The following is a 26,963-nucleotide window of genomic DNA, read 5'->3' as shown; positions in this document are numbered from 1 at the left end:
TGTTGTTTGAACCGCTCGGTTACCCGTCTTTTTCGACAGGTGTGTGACTAACGCCTCTTCTTGGAAGCGTATGGGTTGTCACCCTTGCGATAAGACAGGCGCACAGGCGTGCCCTTGATGTCGAAGCGTTCGCGAATGCCATTGACCAGATAGCGGGTATAGCTTTCTGGCAGCTGCTCCGGGCGGGAGCAGAACACCACAAAGTGTGGTGGACGCGTCTTGGCCTGTGTCATGTAGCGCAGGCGCACACGACGCCCACTGACCGCTGGGGGCGGATGGTGTACCAACACCCCATCGAGCCAGCGGTTCAGCGCTGAGGTGCTGACGCGGCGGTTCCACATCTCATAGGCACGGAACACAGCCTTCATAAGCCGATCTAGGCCCTGCCCGGTCTGGCCGGACATGGTGACGATCTCAACACCGCGCAGCTGGTTGAGGTAGCGCTCTTGAGCATCTTTCAGATGATCCCACGCGCCATCCCGGTCCTCAATGAGGTCCCACTTGTTGATTGCAATCACAATGGCGCGGCCTTCGCGGGCACACAGCTCAATGATCTGCAGATCCTGCTTCTCAAAGGAAATGGTGGCGTCCAGCGTGACGACAACGACCTCTGCGAACTTGATTGCGCGCAGGGCATCGGCCACGGAGAGCTTTTCCAGCTTCTCCTGAACGCGGGCCTTGCGGCGAATCCCGGCGGTGTCAAATACCTTGAGGTGACGGTCCTGCCACGTCCAATCCACGCTGATGGAGTCGCGGGTGATCCCCGCCTCCGGACCGGTCAGAAGGCGGTCCTCGCCCAGCATGTGGTTGATCATGGTGGATTTGCCCGCGTTCGGGCGGCCCACGATGGCAACGCGAAGTGGACGCTCCTTGGTGCCGATCTCCTCTTGTTCCTCTTCCTCCTCGCCATCGATCACATCGACGTTGGCGCGGGCTTCGTCGGCGTCAGCAGCTGCTTCCAGCTCCTCCACCGCTTCAACATAAGGCAGGAGCGCGGAATAAAGATCGGCAAGACCTTCACCGTGCTCTGCGGACATGGGGACCGGTTCACCAAAACCCAGACCGAAGGCTTCATAAAAGCCGCCTTCACCAGCCCTGCCCTCTGCCTTGTTGGCAGCGAGGATCACAGGGGTCTGATTGCGGCGCAGAAGATTGGCGAAGTGCTCGTCCAAAGGCATCAGGCCCGCACGGGCATCAATCAGGAACAACACAACGTCCGCTTCCCGAATGGCTTCTTCGGTCTGCGCACGCATGCGTCCTTCAAGGCTAGAGGCTTCAGCCTCTTCAAGTCCTGCAGTATCAACGATCCTGAATCGCAAATCGCCCAAGCGTGCATCCCCTGACCGTCGGTCACGGGTCACGCCGGGCTGATCATCGACAAGCGCCAAGCGCTTGCCTACCAGTCGATTGAAGAGCGTCGACTTGCCGACATTTGGTCTGCCGATAATGGCGACTGTCGCAGTCACGCGATTTCTCCTAAATAAGTTGGCGCTGAACCCTTTAGTTCAGCGCTGCAACCGAGCCGTCTCCGCTCAGGACGATCATGCGGCCACCGGCCACGATCGGCGTTACGAACACGTCTTCGGATGTTTTCTTGGATGCGAGTACCGCACCGGTTTTCGCGTCTACCTGTACAAAATTGCCTTCGCTGGACATGGCGATCAACTTGCCATTGGCAAGAATTGGTCCGGCCCAGTTGCCAGCGTCGTCATCGCCAGCAGAAAGATCTGCTGCCCAAAGCACGCGGCCGCTCTTGTTATCGAGGGCGTACAGGTTGTCGTCAAGACCGATCATGAAGAGCGCGCTACCAGAAGCAACTGGTGTGTGAACGCTGCCGATGTCAGCTTCCCAGAAGCGCTCGCCATCGCGCAATGACACCGCGATGGTGCGGCCCGAAATGGATGTTGCAAACACACGGCCATCATGGATAACCGGGCTTGCAGAAACGTCAGAAAGACCAGAGAGCGCGCGTGTACGGAAAGAACGCGCCACGGCGTCAATCCACTTCGGCTCGCCGGACTTAACGTCCAGCGCCATCACTTCACCTGAAGAGAATGGCACAACAACGGTGTTGCCGGAGACTGCTGCACTTGAGGATGCAAGCAGGCCAGCGTTTTCAGAAATACCGGTAAAGGACCAGGACTGGGAACCGTCTTCCTGGCTGATGCCCATCACCTCGTTTTCCTGAGTGACGATGATCACGTGCCCGCCGGCTGCGGTTGGTGCGCCGCGAACAGGAATGTCGAGGTCCTTGGTCCAAAGGATCTGCCCTGCACCATCCAGCGCATGAAGCTGGCGGTAAGCGGTTGCGACGAAGATCTTGCCGTTGTCGAGGGCGACGCCGCCACCAATACCGACTTCAGACTCGCCTTCCGGGCGCAGCGACCGGGTAAAGGCCGAGCCACCGTTCATTGACAGGGCGACCAGATCGCCATCCTGCTTGTAAACGTAGATGCGGCTGCCGTCCGAGACCGGGCGCGCCGCGTTGCGCGGTGGGGAACCAACGCTCAGGAAACCGCCGCCGCGCGGCTTGCCGATGGACTTGTTCCAGGCCACTGAGCCGGTCACGTCCACGGCAATGTTGCCCGGATCGTTGTCGGCGGGACCTGCTGGCTGGGGCCACGCAGAGCCACCGGTTGCAGGACCGATGGACGCGCTGACATTTTCAGCATTGATGGTTTGGGAGCTGTAAAGCGGCTGACGGTCACCTGGCAGGAAGTCATCGTCACCGCCGAAGGGGTTCATACCAGACAGTGCGGAGCATCCGGACAACGCGGTTGCCAGAACAAGGGTTCCACATACTGCCCGCCAGGACTTTCGGTTGCATCCAATCACTTTAAAATCCCCTTAGCCGTTCGCAGCTTTAATCAAATCCAGGTAGACACGAGCGCGCCCGGCATAGTCGCCAGAAGCTGCCGCGTCATTTACAATTTCTTCAAAACGGGCCTTGGCCGCATCCATATTGCCAGCCTTGTATTCCGCTGCACCAATGACTTCCAGCGCTGGGAAACGCCAAGCGTTTCCTGCCTGCGCCAGTGAGTTGGCACGCATCTTCACGTCTTCCAGGCTGCCGGTATCAAGCAGAACATAGGCCGCGCGAATGGATGCAAGCCCGCGGTACAGCTCAGACACGCCGCTGCGTGTTGCCACAGAATCGAACAGCTCCACAGCCTCAGCAGACTTGCCGCTTGCTGCCAGTTCAGAGGCAATGCGCAAATCCGCGAGCATTGGATAGCCGCCAATGTCGTCCTTGAGGGCTTCAAATGCCGCGATGGCTTCTTCGTGCTTGCCTTCATCAGAAAGCTGAACCGCTTCAAGGAAAGCCTGTCCGGCTGCCTTGGACTGGGTGTCCACCCAATACTCATAGCCACGGTAGCCACCGGTGCCGACGACGATCAAAGCGGCAGTGCCGTATACCAAAGGCGCGAAGCGTTTCCAAAGGCGTGAGTATTTTTCGTTTCTTACGTCTTCATCGACTTCGCGAAAAATGTCGGACATGGCTATGTTATTCCCGCAGCAACTTCTTCAGGTTCACTCCGCGCAGCTTCCGTGCCGTGCAGAGACCTTGTTAAAATTCATTTGCCCGTGCGCCCTCTTCCCCGTGCAAGGTGGCACAATTAGGGCAGAGCGTCATTTAGACCTTGCGCATCCGCTTAATCAAGCAGATGCGCGCAGACTCTACCGTGAAAACAGCAGGTTTACACAAAAGGTCAACCGATGACGGACACACCGATGATCAATTCGTGAAGTTTCCACACGAAGAGGAGATAAATACCCAACCCAATTATAAGGGCGATGGCATCGTTGCGGACCGCATGGGACATGTCGACTTGCGCCGGGCCACCTTGTGCCAGATCGCGCTTCTTCAGTGAAATGCGATCGATTACACCCCAGGCAAGGAAACCTCCGAAAAGAAGCAGAGACTGTGGCTCGCCATTGGCCAGAAGGTGCGCCAGGGCCCAGATCTTTACCGAGAGGATCATGGGGTGCTTGGTGCGCTTCTTGATGTGGCCGGGCAGATAAGCTGCTGCAAACAGGACAAAAACAGGCAGCATGAGGAGGAGAACAAGATGGCGCATCCAGATTGGCGGATCGTAGATTGGCAGGTAGCCCGCGAACCTTGCGTCACCGTAGCCGATCACGATCAACGTAATCCCGATCGCGGAAACAGCTGAAAAGGCCAATCGGTAAGGCCCATCACCCATTTTGGTTTTCAGCGAATCGTGCAATCCAACAAAAGTTGGCAGCATATGGCAGCCTAAGAAAACGATTAGGCCGAGGACTAGAATTAGCATCATCTCCCCCGAGAGTAGCGTGACAGGCACCTAGGTGCATAACGGATTGGTACAAAACCATAGTTTGCATAGATATGATAGGTCAGTACTGAGAAATCAAAGGGATGCAGTCCAAGTCGGCGAGATTTATGTGCAAGCTCGCGTCATGGCTTACTGTAATAGTCTTGCTGAAAACTCGAAGTATGCACTGTTCATGAAAGTGTATTCGGGCAATATAGCCGCAATAAGCAATCGACAGAAACTGCTACGCGAAAGCAACGAAGAGTTTAGGTATGAACCAAACCAATGCAGAGATGCCGGAGGACGAACGACGCCGCAGCCGCCGCCGCCGGACCTTGAAAGAAGGTCGTGTGGTCTTCAACGACCACAGTGTGGTTATCGACTGTACGATCCGTGATCTGTCGGATGAAGGCGCACGTTTGTTGCTGGAGACGACGCAAGACGTCCCTGATGAGTTTTTTCTTTACATCGTGCAGCACAGACAGCGCGCAAAGGTTGAAGTTCGCTGGAGAACAGGCAACGCTATGGGCGTTGAGTTTGTAAGTGCCCTCGAAGAATTTCCGGGACTGTTGAAGTTCTAAAGCCTTCGGCAGGCACGCCTGCAGAAGGAACACGCCATGACGCTCTCACCAGATGAAGCCAAAGATCTTCTGGAAGGCAAAAGGAAAGAGCTTCAAGAACTGGACAGGATGTCGAAAGAGGCCCGCGCGCCGGTCCAACTGGATCAGCAATCTGTTGGCCGCTTATCGCGCATGGACGCCCTGCAGCAACAAGCGATGGCTCAGGCCAATGAGCGTCAGCGTGCCATCGACCTTCAACGCATCGACAGCGCCCTTCAGCGCATCAAGGAAGACGAGTACGGGTATTGTCTTGAATGCGGCGAGGACATTCCGCAGGAGCGTCTGCGCATTGATCCTGCCGCGCTCTATTGCATCTCCTGTGCCCGACTTCAGAGCTGATACACTTTACGACAAACTGGTCTATGTTCGGCACAGTTAAAGGACATCTTCCTGTTAGGTTCCCTCGCAAATCCAATTGCATAGCGAAGGGAGCCTCCCATGAGTTCCACTCTAAAAACCTACGGCACGTTGTTTACGCTGGCTTTGTTCATGGTCACGGCGATCACAGGCGTGACCATGTTTTTCCATGTTGCACCGGCTGGTTTTGCCTTTGTTCACGAATGGCTTGCCTTGCTTCTTCTGGTGCCTGTTACCCTGCACCTTTGGAAGAACTGGTTGCCAATGAAAATGTATTTTCGGCGCAAGGTGGTGTGGGTGCCGCTTTGCCTGACATTGGGTTTGGCCACGGTCATGACCCTTCCCTCCGTGATGGCAGAGAACGCTTCCAATCCTTTGACGGTGACATTGACCGCCCTACAAGACAGCACAGTCTCTGAGGTGGCCGCCATTTATGATCTTGCCCCGGAAGAACTGGCCGCACGCCTCACGGCCAAGGGTTTTACCGTGACGGACACGGAACAATCGCTCTTGGAAATCGCACAGGCCTCAGGCAAAGAAGGCGGAAGAGCCATGATTTCCGCTGTCGCCTTGCCTTAGGAACAAACAGCCGGTCCGCTCAGCAGATGGCCTAAAACACGGGCATTTGCGGCGCTTTGAACCTGACGCCCCGCTTACCCGGCCTTCTCGTCGTGAAGCCATGGCGCATAGCTCAGACCCACCAGCACATTTTCCGGACTGATGAACCGAGCGACAGTCTGCCCCCATGGTTCTGTAATGGCGCCATGAATGAACTTTTGCCCATTGGCCTGAAGCTCGGAAACTGCGGAGGATACTTCTTCAGGCGAGCAAAGCTCGAACTCAACTGTCGATGTCGGCTCAGGAAACTCTTCAGGCCATTCTTCCGTTCCGAAACAAGCCTTGGCTGCCATCTTGAGCGGCCAGACACCAAAGTGATTACTGCCCGGAAACTTGTCCATGAAAAGATAGTCTTCTTGGGCTTGCAGCTCCAAACCAAGAAGCTCTTTGTACAGTTTCGCGCTTGCCTTTGGATCCTTGGTGATGGTCGCAAAACCGGCGATCGATTGTATCTTCATTATACCCCTCCTCAACTCTGATGAGGCGGAGTCTAATGCACGCACCGCGGGGCGTCCAATCATGGATACATTAAAAGGTTGTCACAGCGAGCAACCTGATGAAGCGCAGGCCTGCTTTCGCTGAACGCGAACGCTGCTTCCCCATCCCCAAGCATGAAAGCCAACACCAATTTGGCAGCAGGCACGAGGAGCGCCCCTCTTTGGAGACTATCTGCCACAAAACAAAAAAGCCCATGAAAACATGGGCTTAATTGCTATCTTATTCTGTTTCACAGCGGCAGATGCATAGCCTGTGATCATTCCCACTCGATGGTTCCGGGAGGCTTCGACGTGATGTCATAGACACACCGGTTGATGCCTCGAACTTCGTTGATGATGCGGGTTGCCGCACGGCCTAGGAAATTCATGTCGAAGTGGTAGAAGTCAGCGGTCATGCCGTCCACAGAGGTGACCGCACGCAGGGCGCAGACATACTCGTAGGTGCGGCCATCGCCCATGACGCCAACGGTCTGGACCGGAAGCAGCACAGCAAACGCCTGCCAAATGGCATCGTAAAGGCCCGCCTTGCGGATCTCGTCCAAGTAAATGGCATCAGCCTGGCGCAGAATATCCAGCTTTTCGCGGGTTATGCCGCCGGGACAGCGGATCGCAAGACCTGGCCCAGGGAACGGATGACGGCCAATGAAGCTTTCCGGCAAACCAAGTTCACGGCCCAGTTCACGAACTTCGTCCTTGAACAGCTCGCGAAGAGGCTCAACCAGTTGCATGTTCATGCGCTCTGGCAAACCACCCACGTTGTGGTGAGACTTGATGGTGACAGAAGGACCGCCGGTGAAAGAGACACTCTCGATCACATCAGGATAAAGCGTTCCTTGCGCAAGGAACTCGGCACCGCCCAGCTTCTTGGCTTCTGCCTCGAAGACTTCGATGAAGAGGCGGCCAATGGTCTTGCGCTTGATCTCCGGATCGGTTTCGCCTTCCAGCTCGCCGATGAACAGGTCTGCAGCATCAACGTGAACCAGAGGAATATTGTAGTGATCCCGGAACATGGAGACCACTTGTTCACTCTCGCCGAGGCGCATAAGCCCATGGTCAACGTAAATGCAGGTCAGCTGGTCACCAATGGCTTCGTGGATCAGAACCGCAGCGACGGAACTGTCAACACCGCCGGAAAGACCACAGATAACGCGTCCCTCGCCCACCTGAGCGCGGATCGCCTCAACCGCCTGCTGACGGTATTCTGCCATGGTCCAATCGCCGGAACAGCCTGCGATCTTGTGGGTGAAGTTTTCGATCAGCTTCGCCCCATCGGGCGTGTGCACCACTTCCGGGTGGAACTGCACGCCATAGACCTTGCGGGTTTCGTCCGCAATGGCAGCAAATGGTGCGCCTTCCGACGCCGCAATCACTTCAAACCCATCAGGGATGTTGTTGACGCGGTCGCCATGGCTCATCCAGACCTGATGGTCGGATCCCATCTCCCAGATGCCATCAAACAGCGCGCTGTCTTTCTTGACTGTTATGAAAGCACGACCAAACTCGCGGTGATCTGAGCTTTCAACTTCGCCGCCAAGCTGGGCGCACATGGTTTGCTGGCCATAGCAAATGCCCAGAACCGGGATGCCAGCGTCAAATACGATCTGGGGTGCGCGTGGGCTCCCCATTTCCGTGGTGGAAGCCGGACCACCTGACAGAATGACCGCTTTTGGATTCATTTCCTTGAAAGCGGCTTCAGCAGATTGGAACGGTACGATCTCGGAGTAAACACCTGACTCGCGCACGCGGCGGGCAATCAGCTGTGTGACCTGAGATCCGAAGTCAATAATAAGGATGCGGTCAGTCATGGGCTGCTCTTACTCCGTTACTGAGCATTTTTGAACCTCTTTCCATGCAAAAAACACCGAATGCGACGACGATGCACGACATTTCGCAGGATTGCCGGGACAGTCGGCATTGTGGCGCTGCAACCCTTAGCGTTTAGCCTTAGGCTCGCTCAGGTTTGCAAGGTGCTGGCCCAAGTGTTTGCGCTCGAGCTTGGCAAGCTTGCGCAGAACTCCCTGCTCGAAATCTTTCAGGTCACGATCAATCTCGTCAATCACGCCCTTGCCAGCATCCGTGGGCACCAGAACCACCAAGCGGCGGTCCTTCTGGTTGGGGTCCTTGATCACCAGCTCCCGGTCTGCAAGGCGCTTCGTTGCACGAGAAACGGCTACTGTATCGAGGTGAATGCTCGGCCCCAGTTGCTTGACGGAGACGTTATCCTGCTTCATCAACGCGTTGAGAACCAGCCAGTCCGGAATGGTTAGGTCGTAGGTCGATTGCAAACGCTCTTGGAGCCACCGCTCCACCTTGCGGCCCGCCCAGATCAGTTTGACTGGGAGAAAGTTCTCCAAATCAAGACCGCGTTCGCCTTCAAAAAGGCTGCCTTGTGAAAACGAAAACAAGTCATCTGTTTCGGACATACTTCTTACCGGATACGCCTTGGACCGTGGGATGGGGTCGGAACTCTTCACGGCGGTGATATCAGTCAGGCTCTGGTGCAGGCAACTCATATTCGCAAATGCTCACGGATTGCAGAGATCCACAGTTGAAACCAGTGAGTACTTGACGGCGGTGATATGCACTGTTGTTGTTGATTACAGACGTCTTTGACGGAGTATTTACAAAGCCTTACCGTTTTACCGATCAGATGAATTCATGATTCGAACATGGTTACCATTTGCTTTCCAACGCAGGAAGCCAGATGAACCTAAAGGATCGGCAGAATGGCAGACGACAAGGACCAGAACTTGATGGCCTATACGACCGGTGATGAACGCTCCGCGCAGATCCAACGCGCACTGGACGAGATCTCCTCCCTGGAGCAAAGCGGTCGCTATGAAGACGCTCTGCCCCTCTATCGCGACCTAATCAGCCGGTACCCGGATGACATCGACATTCTGTACCGTATGGCGACTGCATTGATGCGTGCCGGAGAGCTGCGAGAAGCGATCGTTCATCTGCGCAAGGTGCTGTTCACCCGGCCTGACGATGTTGCCGCGCGCAGCAACATGGGCAACTGTCTGCTGCTACTGGGTTATCTGGAACAGGCTCAGGACGCTTTCGTTCAGGTTCTGGAACAAGCACCGGACAACCGGAACGCCCTTTATGGACTTGCCTCCATTCTGGTGCAGCTGGGCCACCACAAGGATGCGCTTGTTCCTGCGCAGGCACTGGTCAAACTGCTTCCCAAAAGCGCAGCGGCGCTGACGGTCTATGCGGACGCCTGTTCAACAGAGGCCAATCAGGAGACCGCTGTTTTAAAGTATCGCACTGCGCTGCGGATCGATTCTTCCTATGTGCCTGCCTTGCTGGGACTGGCGAAAATCTTGATCCGCCGCGGCAAGCCACAAGAAGCCCGCACCTATCTTGAACATGCCCATGGTTTGCAGGCGAGCAACATTGATGTTCTTCTCAGCCTCGGCCATTCACACATCATGGAGGGGGACTATGAGCGCGCGATTTCTTCCTTTGAGATTGCGCAGGCCATAGAACCGGACAACGTGCAGGTTCTGCTCCACCTTTCCGTGGCAGAGCGTCGTCATGGCGAAGTCTACATGGCCGTTGCCCACGCAGCCGCTGCATGGCGCCAAGTTCCCGAAAGCCGCGAGGCTTGCAACACTTTGGGAGCCGCCCTCGCCGCCGCCGATGCGCAAGACGCCGCCCGCGCTGTCCTGACCTCACTGAACACCGGCGGCACTGTACCCGAAGCAACGCATTCCGCCATCGCGGCCATTGAAGACCTGGCAGCGCGCGGCATTACCGGTCGCCCGCAGGACACTCTGGGCCAGAGCGAAACTGTTGCAGAGACTGTTGAGAGCGAGGAAGAAGCCACCGCGCTTGACACAGCAGATGCCAGTGTGGACCGCGAGGAAGTGGAGTACGAGTTCCGCCACCCGGAAACAGATGAGCCGGTAACTGTTGTACCGGCCCGAGAGGCAGAAAACGAGGATGAACTGCCCCTTGATGAACCGCCACAGGAGGCGGAGCCAAGACGAGACTAAGCCTTGAAGGCTTAGTCTGCTTTCTTTCGCATCAACGAGATGAAGAAGCCATCTGTGTTCGTATGCGCAGGGGACAGCGTTGCATGGGTGCCATCCTCCGGGAACAATGGGTGCCGCTCCGTATTGCCGAACAGCTTGGCCCATTCAAGACGCATGTCCAGTGCTTCAAACTCGCTGTGGTTATCAAGGAACCACTGCACCTGATCCTGATTTTCTTCCGGCAACAATGAACAGGTGGCGTAAGCCATGATACCGCCGTTCTTGACGAACTCGGCAGCATGGGCCAGCACTTTTCGCTGCTCTTCGATGCGGCCAGCAAGGGCATTTTCCGTTACACGCCACTTTGTATCCGGGCGACGACGCCATACACCCGTTCCGGAACAAGGTGCATCTACCATGACACGGTCCATGCGGCCCTTGAGCTGATCCAAAGAGCCTGTTTGCGGATCGACAACCTGAATGTTGCGCACACCCGCCCGCGTCATGCGCTCATAAAGCGGGGCAAGGCGTAGCTTGCTGGCATCGTAGGCGTAAATCTGGCCCTTGTTATCCATGTTGGCTGCGAGCGCGAGACTTTTGCCGCCACCGCCTGCACACAGGTCGAGAACCTGCTCTCCCGGCTGAGCGCCAACAAGAAGCGCTGCGATTTGAGAGGCTTCGTCCTGCAGTTCAAACCACCCCTTGCGGAAGCCTTCCTCTGCCTGAACATGCGGCGACTTCTTGGGACCGGTTACCGGTGCCAGCCGAACACAGTTACTGGACAAGCCACTGGGCTGAGCATTCAGGTGAGAAAGGCGCTTCAATACCTTTTCAGGGGTACTCTTCAGCGTGTTGACGCGCATATCAATTGGCGCACGCTGCGACAGGGCCTTGCCTACGGCAATCGCTTCTTCGCCAAAAGCGGCCGCAAAACGGCTGAACAACCACTCTGGCACATCTGCAACGACATGATCAGGTGCAGCAGACAGATCCTGCTCGGTAAGCGCGGTGCGCTCTGCCTCGCTCAGGGCCTCTGGAGCATGAGGGTCGCTCTCAATCGCGCTTTCCAGCTGCTCAACGGCATTCCCCCAACCAATCACGTAGGTCGCCAACGCCAAAGCCCGCGGCGTGCTCTCACCCATGATGTGAGCATATGAAAGCTTATGGCGGAGCGCATCGAACACAAGGTTGCCAATGGCGACGCGGTCGCCAGACCCTGCAAAACGATGTGAATTCCCCCAGTCCTTCAGAGCTTCCTGTACAGGCCGTCTGCGACTTTCAATCTCAGCCAAGACCTCAATCGCCGCAGCAAGGCGCCCACCATCACGCATAAAAAATCCTAATCTTCATCTCGGTACATCGATGCTTTCGACAAGGCACCGTTCGCGCGCCGGAGCGCCGCGATCAATCGTTCAATCGCCCCTGCGTTTAATGCAGCAAGCCTCTGCCTGTCTATAGTAACAGCGCCTTATAACCCAAGAAAATCCGAGGAATGTTTGAGTCTGGCGATATGAAAGGCATTCTGCAAAACAGAAAGGGCCCGCCTTGCGGCGAGCCCAATCAGTTAGCTCCGAAAAACCGCTGCTTATAGCGGCGTCAGGACGATTTCCACGCGGCGGTTTTGCGCACGCCCCTGCTCGGTGTTGTTTGTCGCGATTGGGCGGGAGAAACCGTAGCCGTAAGCGGTCAAACGCTGAGGAGCGATGCCCTGGTTCATCAGGTAACCGGAGACCGAATTGGCACGACGCTGAGACAACTGGATGTTGTAGCTCTCAGAGCCGGTGTTGTCCGTGTGACCGAGGACATTCAAGCGTGTGCGGTCAAACTCTTTGCCAACCAGAGCAACACTGGAGAGCACCTGCATGGCACGTCCGCTCAGAGCCACTTCGTTGGTTCCGAAAGTCACATCATTCGGCATGTTCAGAATGATATCGTTGCCGCTGCGGGTAACAGAAACGCCACTTGCCTGCAGCTGCTGACGCAGCTTGGCTTCCTGCTGGTCCATGTAGGCACCGATACCGCCACCAACGAGACCGCCAGCTGCTGCACCAATGAGCGCGCCCTCTGCACGGTGATCGCTACCACCAGCGATTGCACCAACAACAGCGCCGCCGAGCGCGCCGATACCAACGCCTGCAGCTGTATTTGAAACGCCAGACTGCCCGGTATACGGGTCGGTCGTCGTACAAGCTGCAACAGACAAAGCAAGCGCTGCCGCGATAGTCACTTGTGTAAGTTTTTTCATCATATTTGCCCAGAATTCCGCAGAGACCTTCGCGGATATCGGGACATTCAGAGCACCCTACCCGCTAGATCGGTCGAATCGAATGCGGCAACTGATAGCATCCAGAGCGCGACAAATAATGACCGCAGATAACAATCCACCGGATTTGATCGCGAGCTGACGCAGAGTTGACCCATTTCGGGACCTTTTCCAACAAACAAGTCTCTGAAAAGCCAGAGCTGTTGCCCATTGAATGGCCTTTCATCCAAAGTCTTCAAACCAATTGCCGAGAAGCATTCGGCAAAGAATAGGCTAGATTAGAACGATAGTGTGTGTTGTGAATGGCCCCGTTTCCGCCACTGAGGCATGCGAACATTATCGTCGCAGTCCACCGGCAGAAGATACCAAGTCAACTTGGTCCATGACTTGAAGACTGGATAAGCTATGCAGAGCAGATATTCCCCCGAAGCCACCTTCATTCTGGCACTCGCCGCATTGGTCATCACGTTCTGTCTTTATGTGACATGGCAAAGCGGCGGCATCGTACTGGCGCTGGTACTCGCTTACTTCATAGACAAGGCGTGGTACGCGCTGGCGCCGCACATTGGCAAGGATCTTATCGACAACCACTGAACGGTTCCTGAAACCGGTGCCTCTAAGCGTAGAACAAAAACGGCTGCGCCCCCACTCTTGCCGGGCACAGCCGTTTTTGTTTGGCACAGCCGCCTGTCTGTTCATTTGAAACCTAAAGCAATGCACAAAGCTGCGTCCGGGTGACTGTTCTGGCCCTGAATGCGCAGCCCAGGGCAAGTAAAGCCAAAAAAGATAATAGTTTAAGACTAAAATTCAGCTTAAATCTTCTATCGCCAATAGGTGGTTTTCTTTCTAGAAAGAGGGTTCAAATGAACAGGAATCAACTTATAAGGGTGATGCCATGCACTCTGCATCGCATCGCCACCCCTATTTGCTGCAGCACTCAGGGAGATGCTGATTGCTCTGTGCAGGCTGGTTTCCAGCTTATGGCGGAAGTGCCACATACCGCTAAGACGTCAATCACAGTCTGAAGCTGAAACCATAAAGAGAAAGCTAGCGCTTTTTCTTTCCCGGGGACGCCACACCCACCCTCTTTGGCTCCCCGGGTTTGGGCGCTAGAGACAAAAAAGGGCCAGCTGAACGTATCAGCCGACCCTCTTGATCTTTTATCTCACAACTCGCTTAGACAGCGCCAGGATAGTTCGGGCTTTCCTTGGTGATTGTCACATCATGAGCGTGGCTTTCGCGCAAGGATGCGCCAGAGATGCGAACGAACTGCGCGCGCTCTTGGAACTCAGCCATGGTCGGCGCACCGACATAGCCCATGGAAGCACGAACACCGCCTGCAAGCTGGTGCAGTACGCTGAGCAGCGGCCCTTTGTATGGAACCTGACCTTCAATTCCCTCTGGAACCAGCTTGAGCTTGTCGCTGACCTCCGCCTGGAAATAACGGTCGGCAGAACCACGTGCCATGGCACCAACGGAACCCATGCCGCGATACGCCTTGTAGGAACGGCCTTTGTGGAGGTAGACCTCACCCGGGCTTTCTTCGGTACCAGCGAGAAGCGAGCCCACCATGGAACCGGATGCACCTGCTGCAAAAGCCTTGGCCATGTCGCCGGAGAACTTGATGCCGCCGTCTGCAATGATTGGCGTGTTCAGCTTCGCGCCTTCATCAGCGCATTCCAAAATCGCGGTGAGCTGAGGCACACCCACACCTGCAACAATACGTGTGGTACAGATGGACCCTGGACCAATGCCGACCTTCACACCGTCTGCACCCGCGTCAATAAGGGCTTTTGTACCCTCACGGGTTGCCACATTACCGGCAACCACTTCCACGTTGCTGTGGTTTTTCTTCACGCGAGCTACCGTATCGAGCACTGCCTGAGAGTGGCCATGCGCAGTATCAACCACAAGAAGGTCAACGCCAGCATCAATGAGCCCTTCTGCGCGCTTCATGCCTTCATCGCCGACGCTCGTGGCAGCAGCTACAAGAAGACGCCCCTGCGCATCCTTTGAAGCGTTCGGGTTCAATGTGGCCTTTTCGATGTCCTTTACCGTCACCAGACCGATGCAGTTGCCAGCAGCGTCAACCACCAGCAGCTTTTCGATGCGGTGATGATGCAGAAGGCGCTTTGCTTCCTCCTGATTGACGTTTTCGCTAACGGTCACAAGGTTTTCGCGGGTCATCAGCTCAAACACGCGCTGGCTTGGGTCCGACGCAAAACGGACATCGCGGTTGGTGAGAATGCCGACGAGACGGCCGGTGTAGTAGCCACCGTTCTTGCCGTTTTCGACAACCGGAATACCTGAGATGCGGTGAGCGTCCATCAGGTCCAATGCGTCCTTGAGGCTTGCTTCCGGACCAATGACCAGTGGGTTCACCACCATACCGCTTTCGAATTTCTTTACCTGACGAACTTCCTCGGCCTGACGTTCTGCGGTCAGGTTCTTATGGATTACGCCGATGCCGCCAGCCTGTGCCATGGCAATTGCCAGGCGTGCCTCGGTAACCGTATCCATTGCGGCTGAAAGGATCGGCAGACGCAGGCTGATATTGCGGCTGATCTGTGAGGTGAGATCTACCTGACCTGGCATCACTTCAGAGTGACCAGGCAACAGGAGCACGTCATCAAAAGTCAACGCCTGTTGACCGAATGAAGGCTCAAAAAATTTCGGCATTGCCAATTTCCCTTCGTGTCGTATGCGGCACTCTTTCCATCTCGGGAGGAGCGAAATGGATTGCTGATAGAACCAGCTCTGCCTAGAGAAGTTGACGCGGGTCATTACCACGGGATTGCGACCTTGAAAAGACACCCCCTGCAATATTTCATGTAAGGTGCACTGGCAGGCGAGCGACCTGTGCCCGCATTGCAGGTAGTACTGCGCAGTTGATGCCACTGGATGCATGGCAGCCATGCGCCGACAGCCCCCTTCTAGGCGCGCAGTGCCGACTCACTTAGGCTTGATTGGCCTTCCATAGCAGCTTCAAGCTCATATAACCAAAAAGAGACCTTCCGTGACGCCTCGCCTGCGCCTCATCGCCCTCATCGTTTCCTGCGCCCTCATGTTGAACATGATTGATGCGACTGTTCTTGGAACGGCCCTGCCCGCAATCAGCCGGGACTTCGGCGTGTCTGCGGTTTCCATGCACATGACCATGTCGATCTACCTGTTGATGCTGGCAGTGTTCATTCCCATCAGCGGCTGGATTGCAGATCGCTTTGGCACCAAGCCGGTTTTCATCGGTGCGCTGATCTCCTTCATGTTGGCTTCAATAGCCTGTGCTCTGTCACAGGACCTGACACAGCTTCTTGTTGCGCGCGCTTTCCAAGGCATGGCAGGTGCCTTGACCCTACCGGTTGCCCGCCTGGTGCTGTTGCGTTCAGCACCGCGCAGCGCAATGGTGCAGGCCATGATTTGGGTCAGCGTGCCTGCCCTCGTGGGCCCTGTACTTGGCCCACCGCTTGGCGGGTTTCTGGTGACCTATGCAACCTGGCACTGGATTTTCTGGATCAACATTCCCATCGGTGTCGTGGGCGTAATCATGGCACTGATTTACTTCGAGAACTTCAAGGCGGAAGAACAACAGCGATTTGACTGGATCGGCTTTGTGGTGTTTGGCGCAGGGGCCGTTGCTCTGGTTTTGAGCATCGAAAGCCTGCTGCAATTCGGCCCTCTTGCCCCTCTTACACTCGCCCTTGCCGTTGGCGCGATGATCGCCTTCACGCTCTATGTGGTTTATGCCAAGCGCGTCTCCAACCCGATGCTGGAGCTGGATCTTCTGCAGATCCCCGTGTTCCGCGCCAGCGTGGTCGGCGGCACCTTGTTTCGCATGGGTACCGGTGCCTTTCCCTTTCTCATGCCCTTGATGCTGCAGGAAGGCTTTGGCAAGTCTCCGCTGGCCTCGGGCATGCTCGTGGTTGCCACCGCCCTAGGCGCACTGTTCATGAAAATTTTCGCCACCAAGACCCTTGCGCGGTTTGGCTTTCGTCAGGTGCTGATCTGGAACACGGTGCTGGTCACCCTCTTGATGGCGATGGTTGTGTTCTTTGGCCCGCAGACCTCTGCGATCGCGATCTTCATCGTGCTGTTCTTCAACGGCTTCTTCCGCTCACTTCAGTTTACCGCCATCAATTCGGTGGGCTACTCGGAACTGGATGATGCGCAAATGAGCCGTGCCACCAGCTTCAGCTCCATGGCGCAGCAGCTCTCTTTGACCATGGGCGTGGGTGCGGGGGCCATCTTCCTTTATGCCTTCCAGTCCTTGCGAGGCGGAACGGAATTGGCAGCTGTCGATTTTTCTCTGGCCTTCGCCGCGATCTCGGGGATCATCCTGCTGTCGATTGTGGAGTTCGCGCGTCTTGACCCCGGCGCCGGAGCCGAGGCTTCACAGCACCAGCCCGCCACCGTGGGCGGCGCAGCTCGTCCGCCGTCAGACAGCCGATGAAAGGGCATGAAAAAGGCCGCTCACGGCGGCCTTTTGGGTTAGCGCTGGTTGTTGCCCCGGTAGCCCTTGGCGAGAATGTACATCTCTGGGCTTTCCTTGCGGCTGGCCGGTGGCTTGATGTGGGCGACCGACTTGAACTCCTTTTTGAGTTCCTGAAGAAGAGAGGATTCCGCCCCGCCAGCAAACACCTTTGACAGGAACAGACCGTCCTTTGCCAAGTTCTGGCGAGCAAAGTCGATGGCAACTTCAAACAGATAGGTGGTGCGCAGGTGATCCGTCTGGCGATGGCCAGTAGTTGGTGCCGCCATGTCGGACATAACCATATCGGGTTGGTGACCACCCAGAGCATCCATCAGCATTTCCGGTGCATCATCGTCCAGAAAGTCCTTCTGCAACAAGACAACACCCGGGATGGGCTCCATTTCCAGATAGTCGATGCCAACCACAAGCGGCTCATCATCCGTAGAGCCGACAATTGGCACAGTCACCTGACACCAACCGCCCGGCGCGGCACCCAAATCAACGACGCGCATTCCCGGCTTGATGAGCTGGTGCTTTTCGTTGATCTCCAGCAGCTTGTAAGCCGCACGGGAGCGATAGCCATCAATCTTTGACTTCTGCACATAGGGGTCATTCAACTGGCGTTGCAGCCAAAGCGTTGAAGAATTTGAACGTTTGCGCGCAGTCTTGACGCGCGTGAACATGTTTCGGTCCCCACGTCCGCGACCACTGGTGTTGCCACTCATCTTTTTTCCTTTCCAACACCGCTGCGTCGTTTGTTCTGTCCACCGCGCCAGACCTTGTCTGAGGCCATCATCTCCATGAGGATGCCTTCGCGCAATCCCCTGTCGGCCACCCGAAGGCGCTGACATGGCCATTTGCGGCGAATGGCTTCCAAAATGGCGCAGCCTGCAAGCACAAGATCGGCACGATCCTCACCAATACATGGGTTGAGGACGCGCTGTTCGTAAGACATGGCGAGCAATTTGCCGACCATGGCGCTCACGTCTTCGCTGTCCATCCAAGCCCCGTCGACACGGCGGCGATCGTATCTCTTGAGTTCCAAATGAACCCCGGCCAGTGTGGTCACCGTTCCAGAGGTTCCAAGCATATGAACATTGCCCGTTTCAATGGCGCGAGACAGCTCGCGGCTCAGCGGGAATGCTTCCAGCTTCTCGGCGACGTCCTGTATCATGGCTTCGAACAGATCGGAAGTCACATTCTTCCCGCCATGGCGCTCAGCAAGGTTCACAACACCCACAGGAAGCGAAATCCAGGTGCGGATGAACCGGGTCAGCGCAAAGCCGCGGGCACCGTATCGGTTGCGCAGATCCAACCACACGATCTCTGAGGAACCGCCGCCAATATCGAAAAGGAGCACACCATCGGCATCTGGATCGACAAGTGAAACACAGCCGGCAACGGCAAGCCTGGCCTCCGTTTCCTGGGAAACGATCTCTAGATCGAGCCCCGCCTCGTCACGCGCGCGGGTGATGAATTCCTCGCCATTGTCCGCTGCCCGACAGGCTTCGGTGGCAATGAGGCGGGACCGTTTGACACCGCGCTCATCGAGCTTCTGGCGGCAAATTTTCAGGGCTTCAATGGCCCGTTCCATTGCCGCATCAGACAGGCGCTTGGAAGACCCCACCCCCTCGCCGAGCCGGACGATGCGTGAATAGGCATCCACCACGCGGAAACCACGCTGCTCCGGGCGCGCAATCAGCAGGCGGCAATTGTTCGTGCCCAGATCCAACGCCGCATAAAGCTCCTTGACGTGTCCATTGGCTTTATAGAGGCCCTGCTGACCACCCACCTGAGGTGGGTATGGCTGTTTACCCTCTCTGCCAGCTTTCCAGAACCTGTCCTTGCCATAAGACTGACTGTTGGGTGCCCCCCCTTTGCGGGTGTCACCGTCGCGGCGCGGCTCATCGTTTGGACGGGGCTTGCGCCTCGGCCCGTAAGGGTCCTGCTTGCTGCGATTTTCCTGAGTTTTTGCCTTTGGACGCTCTTGCCGCTCTGGTTCAGGAACCGGTGCAGGAGGCGTTTCAATATGCACAGAGGTGCCGTCCGGCTCCACATGGACCACCGGCAAGCTTCTGCTTTGGTTTGCGAGCGCCCGACGTTCGGCCCGATTGGGCTTTTGCCTACGCGCTTTCCTCTGGCGTTTAATGCCTTCCGGACGCGAAGATACCTTCTCCCCAGATGCACTTGGAGAGACTGTTACTTGAGGGGGTGCCTGATGATTGGCCTCCCCGCCACTCTTTCTTCTCTGCCGCCTGCGCCTTCTTGTGGCGTAGTGGCCGCTTTTTGCGCCGGACGACTTCACTCTGGCTTCAGAGGAATCGTCACCCGTTTTGCTCAAGTACTATGCCTTTGTGGAGCCGCCGTAAGCCGGTAGCTCATGTCATTTCAAGTTACCTTCATATTAGGGATTGAAACGAGGAAGGGCAATGGGCGCTTTCCGGTGGTACAAAGCAAATTGCTTGCCACTGTGAGGCGAGTAGCGGTTCAATAACTGCGGCGCCCAAACAACCGCTTAGGCAAGGTCAGGTGTTTTGCGCAGCGCGGACCAACGCGCGGAACATGCGCAGGCTCGAAGGGCGGTACAAGATGAGCTCGGGATGCCACTGGACGCCGAGCACAAACTGCTCCTGCCCCTGTTCCGATTCCAGCGCCTGTACCATGCCAAGAGCATCGCGCGCAGACACCTGCAGTCCGCGCCCCAGCGTTTGCACCGATTGGCGATGCAGGCTGTTTACACGCGGGCGCAAATCGCCCTTGAAGGTACGCGCTACCAACGTGGCTGGCTCAACCTCAATGAACCGACGTGAGAAGACCTTCGCCAGAAGGCTCTCGGTTGGTTGGAACCCCTCATAGATGTCGCGAGCATTCTGGTGGAGCGTTCCCGACCGCGCGACATTGATCATTTGCGCGCCGCGGCAAATGCCAAGAAGAGGCTTGTTCTCGGCGCTTGCGTGTTTGACCACAGACAGTTCCAGTTGATCACGCGGGTGGTCGAGAAAGTGGCTCCCGGTGTTTTTGTGACCGTAGAGGTCCGGGTTGATATCGCTGCCTCCGGTAATTAGAAAGCCATCGCAGGTACTCATACGCTTCTCGGAACCCGGCATGAGTTTCACAGGCTTTCCGCCTGCAAGAAACACCGCCAACCACGAAAACACCCAGAGAGTGCGGCCGGACTTCTGTGAAGTTGTGATGCCAATGGGCGGTCGTTTTCCAATCATGTGCCTAGCGATGTGAGTTCCTTTCTGACATGTTGCGGTTCGACAGAGTTTGTGACCTGAGGTAGTGGTTTCAGTATTTGGAGGACGAACATGTTGCGGCTTTTTATTGGCATAGTGACCCACGGCGCGGCGCTGGGGCTTGGTTTTGCGCTTGGCGTCTATTTTCTTCCCATTTTGACCGCCCCTCCTTCACCAGATGTCGCTGCGCTGCAGGAAATGGCCGAAGACGCGCTCTACACCTCTGAATTTGAGCAGGACTTGCGCGGGCATGATTTTCTTCATTGGGGCAAAGGCACAGTCAGTTTGACCAGATCGCAGATCGTGCACACTGGTGAGCTGGCCCCAGGCCCCGACTATATGGTCTACCTCGTACCGGAGTTCGTTGCGCACGAAGATGAGTTTTTACCGCTCAAAGACCAAAGTCAGGTTATCGGCCCGGTCAAAACCTTCCAAGGGTTCGTGCTCGATATCCCGGAGGATGTTGATATAGAGAACTACACCACCGTTCTGGTGTGGTGCGAAGCCTTCTCTGAGTTCATCGCGGCGGCCAAGTACAAATAGATATCAGAACCCTCACCGACAGGTCCCGGCCCGCCATCAGGCCGAAGCTTTTTGCAAGCAAATCGGTCTCATCGGGCCCGGTCACCGCCAGCGAAATCCGATCCCTTCAGCATGCCAGATGGCCGCTGGCTCCAGCATTCGGGCATGGTCCCGTTTCCAATCTTTCATGAGGCTGGTGAGCATGTCCGGCGCTGCCGCCAGCTTCTCAACGTACTGCCAACGCTCCCACTCCAGCGAGAGCGACCACGCCGGATTTCCCAGTTCACAATTTGGCAACCGATAGTGATAGGTAGGCCGCGGCGATATCTTCTCCTCGGCCCCATAGAGGCTTCGCACAAGCTCCCCATTTAGATGCGCAAACAGTGGCAACAGATCGAGCGATCTGCTGCGGGTCGGGTTGTGGCTGTGATAGTCCAAAACGAGCTGCTTCAGGTTCGGCGCATAATCGGGTGACACCACCAATCGGCGATAGTCATTGGGAAACGGCGCCACAAAACCGGATATGCGCCTTGATAAATCCACGCCATGTTCTTCCATCAGCCACGGCTCAAGAAGCAAGAAGCTTTGTATGTGGCGCAAGATACTTGCGGTCTCAGTGGAGACGGCTTCAGCGTTGATGTGAAGGCCAAAAGCATAAAGCAAACTGCCTTTCGTCCCCATACCACCGGTCTCTCTGATCCGTGTGATCAAATGCTCGAGACGATCGATCTTAGAAATAGGCACCGGCGGCAGAACGATCTCAAATGGCACGACCTTGACGGCCACCTCACCAATGGTGTCACCAACTTTTTGCGGCAGATCGCTCAAAGCATCAGGAAGTTTGATCTCCTTTGGCAAATCCTCGTTTAGGGCGTGGTGGAGTTTTTGAAGCGGTGCAGAGTCCAAAAGCAGCTTGAAACTGCCCCATTCGGTGTCTGTAACCTCGCCGCTAAGCGGGTTCATGAGCTGCGCATGGCCGCCGTAAAGGTCAACAATGACGTCGGCAACCATGGCCAAGTTTACGCCAGCGTACTCCACTTCAAAACCAACGCAGCGCTGGGTATCGTCTTTGCCAATTGCACCTTGGTCTGCTGTCACGCGTTTTCCTTTCATCATTGCGGCAAATCTATTCCTAACAGGCAAATGCGACATCGCATGCCACATTTGCGCGCGGCGCATCTCCAAGAGCCACCCACGATAGCAGGATCAAGTTGAAACGGGTGGGTCTGCCGCCCGCTCTTGCGCTCTTGCCGAGCGCGCCACTAGGTTGTTCCTCGTAGCCACCTGTCAGTTTTGCACAGAATGCAGCTGGATTTGCTGAAGAAACGCAGGTTTTTGAAATGATTGGTTTTGATCCGATTGACAAGATGCGCTGTGGGTCATAAATAGCAGCCCACCAGCGCGGTCGGGCCACAAAAGCCCAGCCATAGATAATGCGCTAACCTATTGGTTCTACTGGGGAATAGTTTAATGGTAGAACAGCGGACTCTGACTCCGTCAGTCCTGGTTCGAGTCCAGGTTCCCCAGCCAAGCCTCTCCCGACATCCTTAGAGTTTCACAATGCTTACCAGCACGCCTCAAGCAAGGCCTGTAGGCAGATGATCGTCAGCTTGGCACTTGTCACGGGCGTGCGAGGCACCTGGCTGCACACTGCCAGTCAGTGACGCAGGGACCTATTGAAGTCCGAAAGACAGCACTTCAGTTGCGGTAAACTGGCTTCAACACCAATTAACTGCACTGAAATTGTTTCACACAGGCTTTTGCCAAAAAGCAGCATGAGGCAATTGACAAGCCAAAGGCGACTAAATAAACAGGCGTTCATCGACGCCGCCACGGCGTCCGGGCGGCGCAAACGCTTCGCCAATTGGTTCTACTGGGGAATAGTTTAATGGTAGAACAGCGGACTCTGACTCCGTCAGTCCTGGTTCGAGTCCAGGTTCCCCAGCCAACCGACCTTTTTCAAGACAGTTGAAATCTATTTGGTCAGGGCAAGTGTTTTCTTGCTACCGAGTGCCCATGACGTTCCAAAACTGTCATAGGCCATACAGCTGACCGACAGCCTGCTCCCAAACAGCAAACACTTTACGGTCCTGACACCAAGCAACTGGCTTTGCAGCTCGATAGCTGATTTTGCCGGCCACATCAGCTCAACCCGAGTTATTCCATAGTCACTGTAGATGTTCAGGGCCTTGGCATTGAGCACCTCTGCCCGCCCCTCTACCACGGAGAGCTTTTGAATTTCGGTCGCATTGACCGGGATGGAGTTCAGGGAGACGGCTCCCAAGAGTGTCAACAGTGCTGTTGTTATGGTTTTCGTCATGAGATCGCCTTTCTGGATGGTTGACGATCCTTAACCTTACCATAGGTCAGGTGCATTTTTTGCGCTTTATTTCATTTGCATTACAAATCGCGAAAGTTCTCTTAAATACTGTCTCTTTTCTGCATAATATGAAGTAAATTTAACAAGGTAAGATCCCGCTTTATTAATAGGTTCAACCTAGCTTGTTTTCGCATAGTAATCACAGGCCCGAAAGAGAATAAAATGTTAACAACATCGAGCCTTCATGAGCATATAGTCACCTGCGAGAACCTATTGGAAGAGCACGGAGAGGCATTCTGGCGCGATCAACTTAGTGCCACGCGTGAGGTGGACATGATCGGCAACACATATGTGAATGCGGAAAAGCTGCTTGAACTGTTTCATTCCAGTCCATCGCTGAGAGATGTTTATCTAACCCGCACGCGCATGCATGCTCTGTCAGAGGATGAGCAGATCCATGCCAATGCCCGGCTAAGCGAACTTTTCCTGCAAATCTATTATCTTGCGCGCCGCTACATCAAAGACGATGTGGAAGTGATCCACCGCTATACCGGCTATCGCTGAGGGGCTCCCCTGCCCCTCAGCGGCCTTTTCACTTGCGATCAGTCTGGGTTTTTGTGCGCAGCGCTATCTTGCAATGCTGCGCGCATCTCCTCATGAACGCGTGCCAGATGATGCTGGCGCGGTGTGCTGAAGCGGGCAAGCAGCAGATACGCTGCCGGCGTTACAAACAGCGTTGCAACCGTTGCAAAGCCCAGGCCGCCGACAATCACCCAGCCCAGCTCCATACGCGCTTCGGCACCAGCGCCAAAAGCGAGGACAAGTGGTACTCCACCGAGCACTGTGGAAATGACCGTCATCATCACCGGGCGCAGGCGCTGAAGGCATGCCTTATGGATGGCGTCTCGCACTGAGTTGCCTTGTTCCCGCAGCTGATTTGCAAACTCCACCACCAGAATGCCGTTCTTGGCCATGATCCCTACCAGAAGCACCATGCCGATCTGGCTGTAGACATTAAGCGAGCCGCCGGTCCACGCGATGGCAAACACTGCAGCGGCCAGACCGAAGGGCACTGTTGCCAGAATGACAGTGGCACTGAGGAAGCTTTCGAACTGCGCTGAAAGCACCAGAAACACGATCAGGATCGCAAAGCCGAAGGTCAGCAACATGTTGGATGATGTCTGTTCCAACACCGCAGCCTCGCTGAGCAGCGTGATTGTCACCTCTGGAGGAAGCACCTCAGCTGCAATACGGCGCATGTCCTCAATGGACTGGGACAGATCATAGCCCTCATTAAGGCTCATGGAGATCGGTACGGCGCGCTGTTGCCGCTCACGGGTCAGCGACGGGGCGACAGCCTCCTCCTTGACGCTCACGATGGATGACAGGGGCAACATTGTGCCATCTGCGGCCTTCACGAACAGGTTTTCCAGATCGCGCGTGGAGCGCAGCGGTGTCGCTCCGGACTCCATGATCATGGGGATACCATCATCTTCCACGAACAGCTCTGCCACTTCCGAGCCATCCAGCAACATGCGCAGGGTGGAGATCACCAGCTCTGGAGACAGGCCCAGATCTTCCGCCCTGTCCCGATCCACGCTGAACAGCAGCTGCGGCTGGGTCGTGTCATAAGAAATGTTCGTGCGGCCGATCTTGTCACCGAGTTCATCCTGCATGGCCTGGGAAAGCGCCTGTGCCCCTTCTGCCAGCACGTCGTAGTTGGTGCCCGTCACCGCAAAACGCAGACCTTCCCCCGCCCCGCGGATGCCCAATGTGTTCGGCTGAATGAGGAACACATCAATACCCTTCAGGCTCATCATGGCGCGGTTCATCTCCGCCACGATCTCCTGCTGGCTTCTGTCTCTTTCACTCCACGTTTTCAGTGGCAGAATGAGGAAGCCCATGTTCTTGCTGTTTCGTACACCCGCAATTGTCATGAGGTTCTGCGCTTCACCGCTCTCCACATAACGGCCAGCAATATCCTCGATCTCCGCCAGTTTTGAGCGGGTGTAGTCAAGGCTTGAGCCCTGCGGCGTACGGGCCATCATCAAGATGATCGAGCGATCTTCAAGCGGAGTGAGCTGCTCCGGCAGGGTCTGGTAGTAGTTCCAGCCCAGCGCGCCGAAGCCAATTGAAATTGCCACCACAAGAAGCGGCACCTTCAAAGCCTTGTTGAGCAGCATTTCATAGATGCGCGCAAGCACGCCGCCCATCTTCATGATGAGCACCCATAGCATGGAAGGGCGCGCCGCCTTTTGCGCGTCGACCGGCTTCAAGATCCGTGAAGCCATCATGGGCGCGAGGGTAAGCGCGACGAACGATGACAGCAGCACACAAATGGCAAGCACAAAGCCGAACTCGGAGAACAGCTTGCCCACACTGCCCGAAAGAAACGAGATTGGGATGAACACGGCAGCAAGCGTTGCTGTGGTGCTGACAACCGCAAAGAACACTTCCTTCGTGCCAAGAATGGCAGCGGCGTGGGTTCCCTCGCCCTTTTGAACGCGCTTGGAAATGTTCTCCAGCACCACAATGGCATCGTCCACCACCATGCCGGTGGCCAGCAACAGTGCCAAGAGGGTCAAGATGTTCATGGAAAAGCCGACAAGCCAGATCCCGACCACAGCGCCCATAAGTGCCACTGGCACAGTAACTGCCGGGATCAGGGTGACACGCCACGAGCCCAGAAACAGCATGATGATTGCGATCACGATTGCCGTTGCCATGAGCAGGCTGATGAGAACTTCCGAGATGGCGCTCTCAATGAACACCGCATCATCTGCCGTGATGATGATTTCAACATGCTCGGGCAGTTGCTTTTCCAACTCGGCAATCACCGCCCGCACATCCTGAGAAATCTCGATGGTGTTGGAATCTGCGGCGCGAATGATGCCCAGCGCAATGGCGCGCACGCCATTGATGAACGCCCCTGACGCGGCATCATCAGGTCCGTAAGTCACCAGCGCCACGTCGCGGATGCGGGTGGTGCTGTTGATTTTCACGGCGGCGATGTCTTCTGCGGTCTCGATGTCATTGTGTGCCCGGACATAAAGCTCCTGGTAGGTGGTCTCCAACGCGCCGCCAGAGGTGTCCATGGCCAAAGCCTCAAGAACACCGCGCACATCGTTGGGCGTCAGCCCCCGGCTGGAAAGCGCCGTCATGTCCAGCGCGATCTTGAAGACCGGCTCCCGGCTGCCGTAAGTGTCCACACTGGCCACCCCTGAAACGGAGGCAATGCGGTCAACGATCACGTCTTCAACGAGTGCGCTGAGGTCTTCCACCCGCATCTGGGATGACGTCACCGTGGCGCGCATGACAGGTTCGGCGTTCGCGTCGGCCTTCACCACGGTGGGAGTGTCGGCGTCATCTGGCAGGTTGCGCGTTACACCGCCAACGGCGTCACGAATGTCGTTGGCCGCTTCGCCCACATCAACGCTGTCGGAGAATTCAACGGTGACGCGGCTACGCCCATAGCTGGAGGTAGAGGAGATTGAGGATACACCTGAGGTGCGTGCAACCGCCTCTTCAATCACACTGGTGACTTCTGCATCCACCACCTCTGGCGGCGAGCCGGAATAGGTTGTGGTGATGGTGATCACCGGACGGTCCACGTTCGGCATTTCGCGAATTTCAACACCGAGCAACGCCGCGGCGCCTGCTACCACGAGCAGAAGGTTCAGCACGATCGCAAGAACAGGACGGCGCACACACAGCGCGTAGATGCCACTGTAGAGGTTCTTGTCCTCCACCGCATTTTGCTTATGCATGGGATGGGTCTCTT

The 26,963-nt window shown here is 56.0% G+C and carries 24 protein-coding genes and 2 tRNA genes; 10 read left to right on the top strand and 16 right to left on the bottom strand.

Going from position 1 to position 26,963, the window contains the following annotated elements; translation table 11 throughout:
• Nucleotides 1-47 precede the first annotated feature (47 nt).
• The 4 genes from der to Q3Y58_RS09255 form a co-directional block, all read right to left on the bottom strand.
• Entirely contained in the window at nt 48-1,466 is a 1,419-nt protein-coding gene (gene der, locus Q3Y58_RS09270) for a ribosome biogenesis GTPase Der (RefSeq protein ID WP_274217013.1), read from the bottom strand.
• A gap of 34 nt (nt 1,467-1,500) precedes the next feature.
• The gene (locus tag Q3Y58_RS09265; RefSeq protein WP_319622017.1) at nt 1,501-2,835 is read right to left on the bottom strand and encodes an outer membrane protein assembly factor BamB family protein; all 1,335 of its coding nucleotides are present in this window, start codon (nt 2,833-2,835) and stop codon (nt 1,501-1,503) included.
• Between the two features lie 12 nt (nt 2,836-2,847).
• Complete coding sequence (locus Q3Y58_RS09260) at nt 2,848-3,498, bottom strand: tetratricopeptide repeat protein (protein ID WP_274217015.1); 651 nt, start codon at nt 3,496-3,498, stop codon at nt 2,848-2,850.
• Nucleotides 3,499-3,710: 212 nt separating this feature from the next.
• A complete protein-coding gene (locus Q3Y58_RS09255) occupies nt 3,711-4,295 on the bottom strand; it encodes an NnrU family protein (RefSeq protein WP_274217016.1) in 585 nt (194 codons plus the stop codon).
• 272 nt (nt 4,296-4,567) lie between these two features.
• On the opposite strand from Q3Y58_RS09255, the gene Q3Y58_RS09250 reads away from it, so the two are divergent.
• The 3 genes from Q3Y58_RS09250 to Q3Y58_RS09240 all read left to right on the top strand — a co-directional run bounded on the left by Q3Y58_RS09250 (nt 4,568) and on the right by Q3Y58_RS09240 (nt 5,851).
• The gene (locus Q3Y58_RS09250) at nt 4,568-4,876 is read left to right on the top strand and encodes a PilZ domain-containing protein (RefSeq protein WP_319622016.1); all 309 of its coding nucleotides are present in this window, start codon (nt 4,568-4,570) and stop codon (nt 4,874-4,876) included.
• 36 nt (nt 4,877-4,912) lie between these two features.
• Nucleotides 4,913-5,254, top strand: coding sequence for a TraR/DksA family transcriptional regulator (locus tag Q3Y58_RS09245; RefSeq protein ID WP_274217018.1), 342 nt, complete (start codon nt 4,913-4,915; stop codon nt 5,252-5,254).
• Nucleotides 5,255-5,353: 99 nt separating this feature from the next.
• Entirely contained in the window at nt 5,354-5,851 is a 498-nt protein-coding gene (locus tag Q3Y58_RS09240; protein ID WP_319622015.1) for a DUF4405 domain-containing protein, read from the top strand.
• A 74-nt stretch (nt 5,852-5,925) separates the two neighbouring features.
• On the opposite strand, the gene Q3Y58_RS09235 is transcribed toward Q3Y58_RS09240, so the two are convergent.
• From Q3Y58_RS09235 to Q3Y58_RS09225, 3 genes are all read right to left on the bottom strand, one after another.
• Nucleotides 5,926-6,348, bottom strand: coding sequence for a VOC family protein (locus tag Q3Y58_RS09235; RefSeq protein WP_319622013.1), 423 nt, complete (start codon nt 6,346-6,348; stop codon nt 5,926-5,928).
• Nucleotides 6,349-6,644: 296 nt separating this feature from the next.
• On the bottom strand, nt 6,645-8,192 hold the full coding sequence (gene guaA, locus Q3Y58_RS09230) for a glutamine-hydrolyzing GMP synthase (protein WP_319622012.1): 1,548 nt from the start codon (nt 8,190-8,192) through the stop codon (nt 6,645-6,647).
• Between the two features lie 126 nt (nt 8,193-8,318).
• Nucleotides 8,319-8,810: a MarR family winged helix-turn-helix transcriptional regulator gene (locus tag Q3Y58_RS09225; RefSeq protein ID WP_319622011.1), complete on the bottom strand. Its 492-nt coding sequence runs from the start codon at nt 8,808-8,810 to the stop codon at nt 8,319-8,321.
• 303 nt (nt 8,811-9,113) lie between these two features.
• On the opposite strand from Q3Y58_RS09225, the gene Q3Y58_RS09220 reads away from it, so the two are divergent.
• Complete coding sequence (locus tag Q3Y58_RS09220; RefSeq protein WP_319622010.1) at nt 9,114-10,391, top strand: tetratricopeptide repeat protein; 1,278 nt, start codon at nt 9,114-9,116, stop codon at nt 10,389-10,391.
• Nucleotides 10,392-10,402: 11 nt separating this feature from the next.
• Here Q3Y58_RS09220 and Q3Y58_RS09215 read toward each other — a convergent pair whose 3' ends face one another.
• Entirely contained in the window at nt 10,403-11,701 is a 1,299-nt protein-coding gene (locus Q3Y58_RS09215) for an RsmB/NOP family class I SAM-dependent RNA methyltransferase (RefSeq protein WP_319622009.1), read from the bottom strand.
• Between the two features lie 254 nt (nt 11,702-11,955).
• A complete protein-coding gene (locus Q3Y58_RS09210) occupies nt 11,956-12,618 on the bottom strand; it encodes an OmpA family protein (RefSeq protein ID WP_274217026.1) in 663 nt (220 codons plus the stop codon).
• A 420-nt stretch (nt 12,619-13,038) separates the two neighbouring features.
• On the opposite strand from Q3Y58_RS09210, the gene Q3Y58_RS09205 reads away from it, so the two are divergent.
• On the top strand, nt 13,039-13,227 hold the full coding sequence (locus Q3Y58_RS09205) for a hypothetical protein (RefSeq protein ID WP_274217027.1): 189 nt from the start codon (nt 13,039-13,041) through the stop codon (nt 13,225-13,227).
• Between the two features lie 582 nt (nt 13,228-13,809).
• On the opposite strand, the gene guaB is transcribed toward Q3Y58_RS09205, so the two are convergent.
• Nucleotides 13,810-15,312, bottom strand: a complete 1,503-nt coding sequence (gene guaB, locus Q3Y58_RS09200) for an IMP dehydrogenase (RefSeq protein ID WP_274217028.1) — start codon at nt 15,310-15,312, stop codon at nt 13,810-13,812.
• A 337-nt stretch (nt 15,313-15,649) separates the two neighbouring features.
• Between guaB and Q3Y58_RS09195 the strand changes: the two genes are divergently transcribed.
• Complete coding sequence (locus Q3Y58_RS09195) at nt 15,650-17,080, top strand: MFS transporter (protein WP_319622008.1); 1,431 nt, start codon at nt 15,650-15,652, stop codon at nt 17,078-17,080.
• Between the two features lie 38 nt (nt 17,081-17,118).
• Here the strand turns inward: Q3Y58_RS09195 and Q3Y58_RS09190 are convergent, their stop codons facing one another.
• The 3 genes from Q3Y58_RS09190 to Q3Y58_RS09180 all read right to left on the bottom strand — a co-directional run bounded on the left by Q3Y58_RS09190 (nt 17,119) and on the right by Q3Y58_RS09180 (nt 20,322).
• The gene (locus Q3Y58_RS09190) at nt 17,119-17,826 is read right to left on the bottom strand and encodes an RlmE family RNA methyltransferase (protein WP_274217030.1); all 708 of its coding nucleotides are present in this window, start codon (nt 17,824-17,826) and stop codon (nt 17,119-17,121) included.
• The gene (locus tag Q3Y58_RS09185) at nt 17,823-19,166 is read right to left on the bottom strand and encodes a Ppx/GppA phosphatase family protein (protein WP_319622007.1); all 1,344 of its coding nucleotides are present in this window, start codon (nt 19,164-19,166) and stop codon (nt 17,823-17,825) included. The genes Q3Y58_RS09190 and Q3Y58_RS09185 overlap by 4 nt, the downstream gene beginning before the upstream one ends.
• A gap of 460 nt (nt 19,167-19,626) precedes the next feature.
• On the bottom strand, nt 19,627-20,322 hold the full coding sequence (locus tag Q3Y58_RS09180; RefSeq protein WP_319622006.1) for a gamma-glutamyl-gamma-aminobutyrate hydrolase family protein: 696 nt from the start codon (nt 20,320-20,322) through the stop codon (nt 19,627-19,629).
• Between the two features lie 90 nt (nt 20,323-20,412).
• On the opposite strand from Q3Y58_RS09180, the gene Q3Y58_RS09175 reads away from it, so the two are divergent.
• Nucleotides 20,413-20,883, top strand: a complete 471-nt coding sequence (locus Q3Y58_RS09175; RefSeq protein WP_274217033.1) for a DM13 domain-containing protein — start codon at nt 20,413-20,415, stop codon at nt 20,881-20,883.
• An 81-nt stretch (nt 20,884-20,964) separates the two neighbouring features.
• Here the strand turns inward: Q3Y58_RS09175 and Q3Y58_RS09170 are convergent, their stop codons facing one another.
• Nucleotides 20,965-21,960 (bottom strand): amidoligase family protein, encoded by a 996-nt coding sequence (locus tag Q3Y58_RS09170; protein ID WP_319622004.1) that lies wholly within the window; start codon nt 21,958-21,960, stop codon nt 20,965-20,967.
• Between the two features lie 358 nt (nt 21,961-22,318).
• Here Q3Y58_RS09170 and Q3Y58_RS09165 point away from each other — a divergent pair.
• Together Q3Y58_RS09165 and Q3Y58_RS09160 are read left to right on the top strand one after the other, a co-directional pair.
• Nucleotides 22,319-22,392: transfer RNA gene (locus Q3Y58_RS09165), tRNA-Gln, on the top strand.
• A gap of 344 nt (nt 22,393-22,736) precedes the next feature.
• Nucleotides 22,737-22,810: transfer RNA gene (locus Q3Y58_RS09160), tRNA-Gln, on the top strand.
• A gap of 27 nt (nt 22,811-22,837) precedes the next feature.
• Here the strand turns inward: Q3Y58_RS09160 and Q3Y58_RS09155 are convergent.
• Complete coding sequence (locus tag Q3Y58_RS09155; protein WP_274217035.1) at nt 22,838-23,182, bottom strand: hypothetical protein; 345 nt, start codon at nt 23,180-23,182, stop codon at nt 22,838-22,840.
• Nucleotides 23,183-23,404: 222 nt separating this feature from the next.
• Between Q3Y58_RS09155 and Q3Y58_RS09150 the strand changes: the two genes are divergently transcribed.
• On the top strand, nt 23,405-23,746 hold the full coding sequence (locus tag Q3Y58_RS09150) for a hypothetical protein (protein ID WP_274217036.1): 342 nt from the start codon (nt 23,405-23,407) through the stop codon (nt 23,744-23,746).
• A gap of 38 nt (nt 23,747-23,784) precedes the next feature.
• On the opposite strand, the gene Q3Y58_RS09145 is transcribed toward Q3Y58_RS09150, so the two are convergent.
• Complete coding sequence (locus Q3Y58_RS09145; RefSeq protein WP_319622003.1) at nt 23,785-26,949, bottom strand: efflux RND transporter permease subunit; 3,165 nt, start codon at nt 26,947-26,949, stop codon at nt 23,785-23,787.
• Between the last annotated feature and the right edge of the window lie 14 nt (nt 26,950-26,963).

Origin of the sequence: Nesiotobacter zosterae (genome assembly GCF_033843645.1) — a bacterium.
GTDB lineage: Bacteria > Pseudomonadota > Alphaproteobacteria > Rhizobiales > Stappiaceae > Pseudovibrio > Pseudovibrio zosterae.
The sequence above is the reverse complement of the archived record's forward strand: the minus strand, read 5'-3'. Positions and strand labels throughout refer to the sequence as shown.

What these genes read in the sequence shown, in the direction of transcription:
- Q3Y58_RS09145 (WP_319622003.1), bottom strand. Translation starts at nt 26,949, where the DNA reads ATGCATAAGCAAAATGCGGTGGAGGACAAGAACCTCTACAGTGGCATC.
- Q3Y58_RS09245 (WP_274217018.1), top strand. Translation starts at nt 4,913, where the DNA reads ATGACGCTCTCACCAGATGAAGCCAAAGATCTTCTGGAAGGCAAAAGG.
- Q3Y58_RS09175 (WP_274217033.1), top strand. Translation starts at nt 20,413, where the DNA reads ATGTTGCGGCTTTTTATTGGCATAGTGACCCACGGCGCGGCGCTGGGG.
- Q3Y58_RS09210 (WP_274217026.1), bottom strand. Translation starts at nt 12,618, where the DNA reads ATGATGAAAAAACTTACACAAGTGACTATCGCGGCAGCGCTTGCTTTG.
- Q3Y58_RS09220 (WP_319622010.1), top strand. Translation starts at nt 9,114, where the DNA reads ATGGCAGACGACAAGGACCAGAACTTGATGGCCTATACGACCGGTGAT.
- Q3Y58_RS09240 (WP_319622015.1), top strand. Translation starts at nt 5,354, where the DNA reads ATGAGTTCCACTCTAAAAACCTACGGCACGTTGTTTACGCTGGCTTTG.
- Q3Y58_RS09250 (WP_319622016.1), top strand. Translation starts at nt 4,568, where the DNA reads ATGAACCAAACCAATGCAGAGATGCCGGAGGACGAACGACGCCGCAGC.
- Q3Y58_RS09190 (WP_274217030.1), bottom strand. Translation starts at nt 17,826, where the DNA reads ATGAGTGGCAACACCAGTGGTCGCGGACGTGGGGACCGAAACATGTTC.
- Q3Y58_RS09255 (WP_274217016.1), bottom strand. Translation starts at nt 4,295, where the DNA reads ATGCTAATTCTAGTCCTCGGCCTAATCGTTTTCTTAGGCTGCCATATG.
- Q3Y58_RS09225 (WP_319622011.1), bottom strand. Translation starts at nt 8,810, where the DNA reads ATGTCCGAAACAGATGACTTGTTTTCGTTTTCACAAGGCAGCCTTTTT.
- Q3Y58_RS09150 (WP_274217036.1), top strand. Translation starts at nt 23,405, where the DNA reads ATGTTAACAACATCGAGCCTTCATGAGCATATAGTCACCTGCGAGAAC.
- guaB (WP_274217028.1), bottom strand. Translation starts at nt 15,312, where the DNA reads ATGCCGAAATTTTTTGAGCCTTCATTCGGTCAACAGGCGTTGACTTTT.
- Q3Y58_RS09205 (WP_274217027.1), top strand. Translation starts at nt 13,039, where the DNA reads ATGCAGAGCAGATATTCCCCCGAAGCCACCTTCATTCTGGCACTCGCC.
- Q3Y58_RS09235 (WP_319622013.1), bottom strand. Translation starts at nt 6,348, where the DNA reads ATGAAGATACAATCGATCGCCGGTTTTGCGACCATCACCAAGGATCCA.
- Q3Y58_RS09215 (WP_319622009.1), bottom strand. Translation starts at nt 11,701, where the DNA reads ATGCGTGATGGTGGGCGCCTTGCTGCGGCGATTGAGGTCTTGGCTGAG.
- guaA (WP_319622012.1), bottom strand. Translation starts at nt 8,192, where the DNA reads ATGACTGACCGCATCCTTATTATTGACTTCGGATCTCAGGTCACACAG.
- Q3Y58_RS09180 (WP_319622006.1), bottom strand. Translation starts at nt 20,322, where the DNA reads ATGATTGGAAAACGACCGCCCATTGGCATCACAACTTCACAGAAGTCC.
- Q3Y58_RS09260 (WP_274217015.1), bottom strand. Translation starts at nt 3,498, where the DNA reads ATGTCCGACATTTTTCGCGAAGTCGATGAAGACGTAAGAAACGAAAAA.
- Q3Y58_RS09155 (WP_274217035.1), bottom strand. Translation starts at nt 23,182, where the DNA reads ATGACGAAAACCATAACAACAGCACTGTTGACACTCTTGGGAGCCGTC.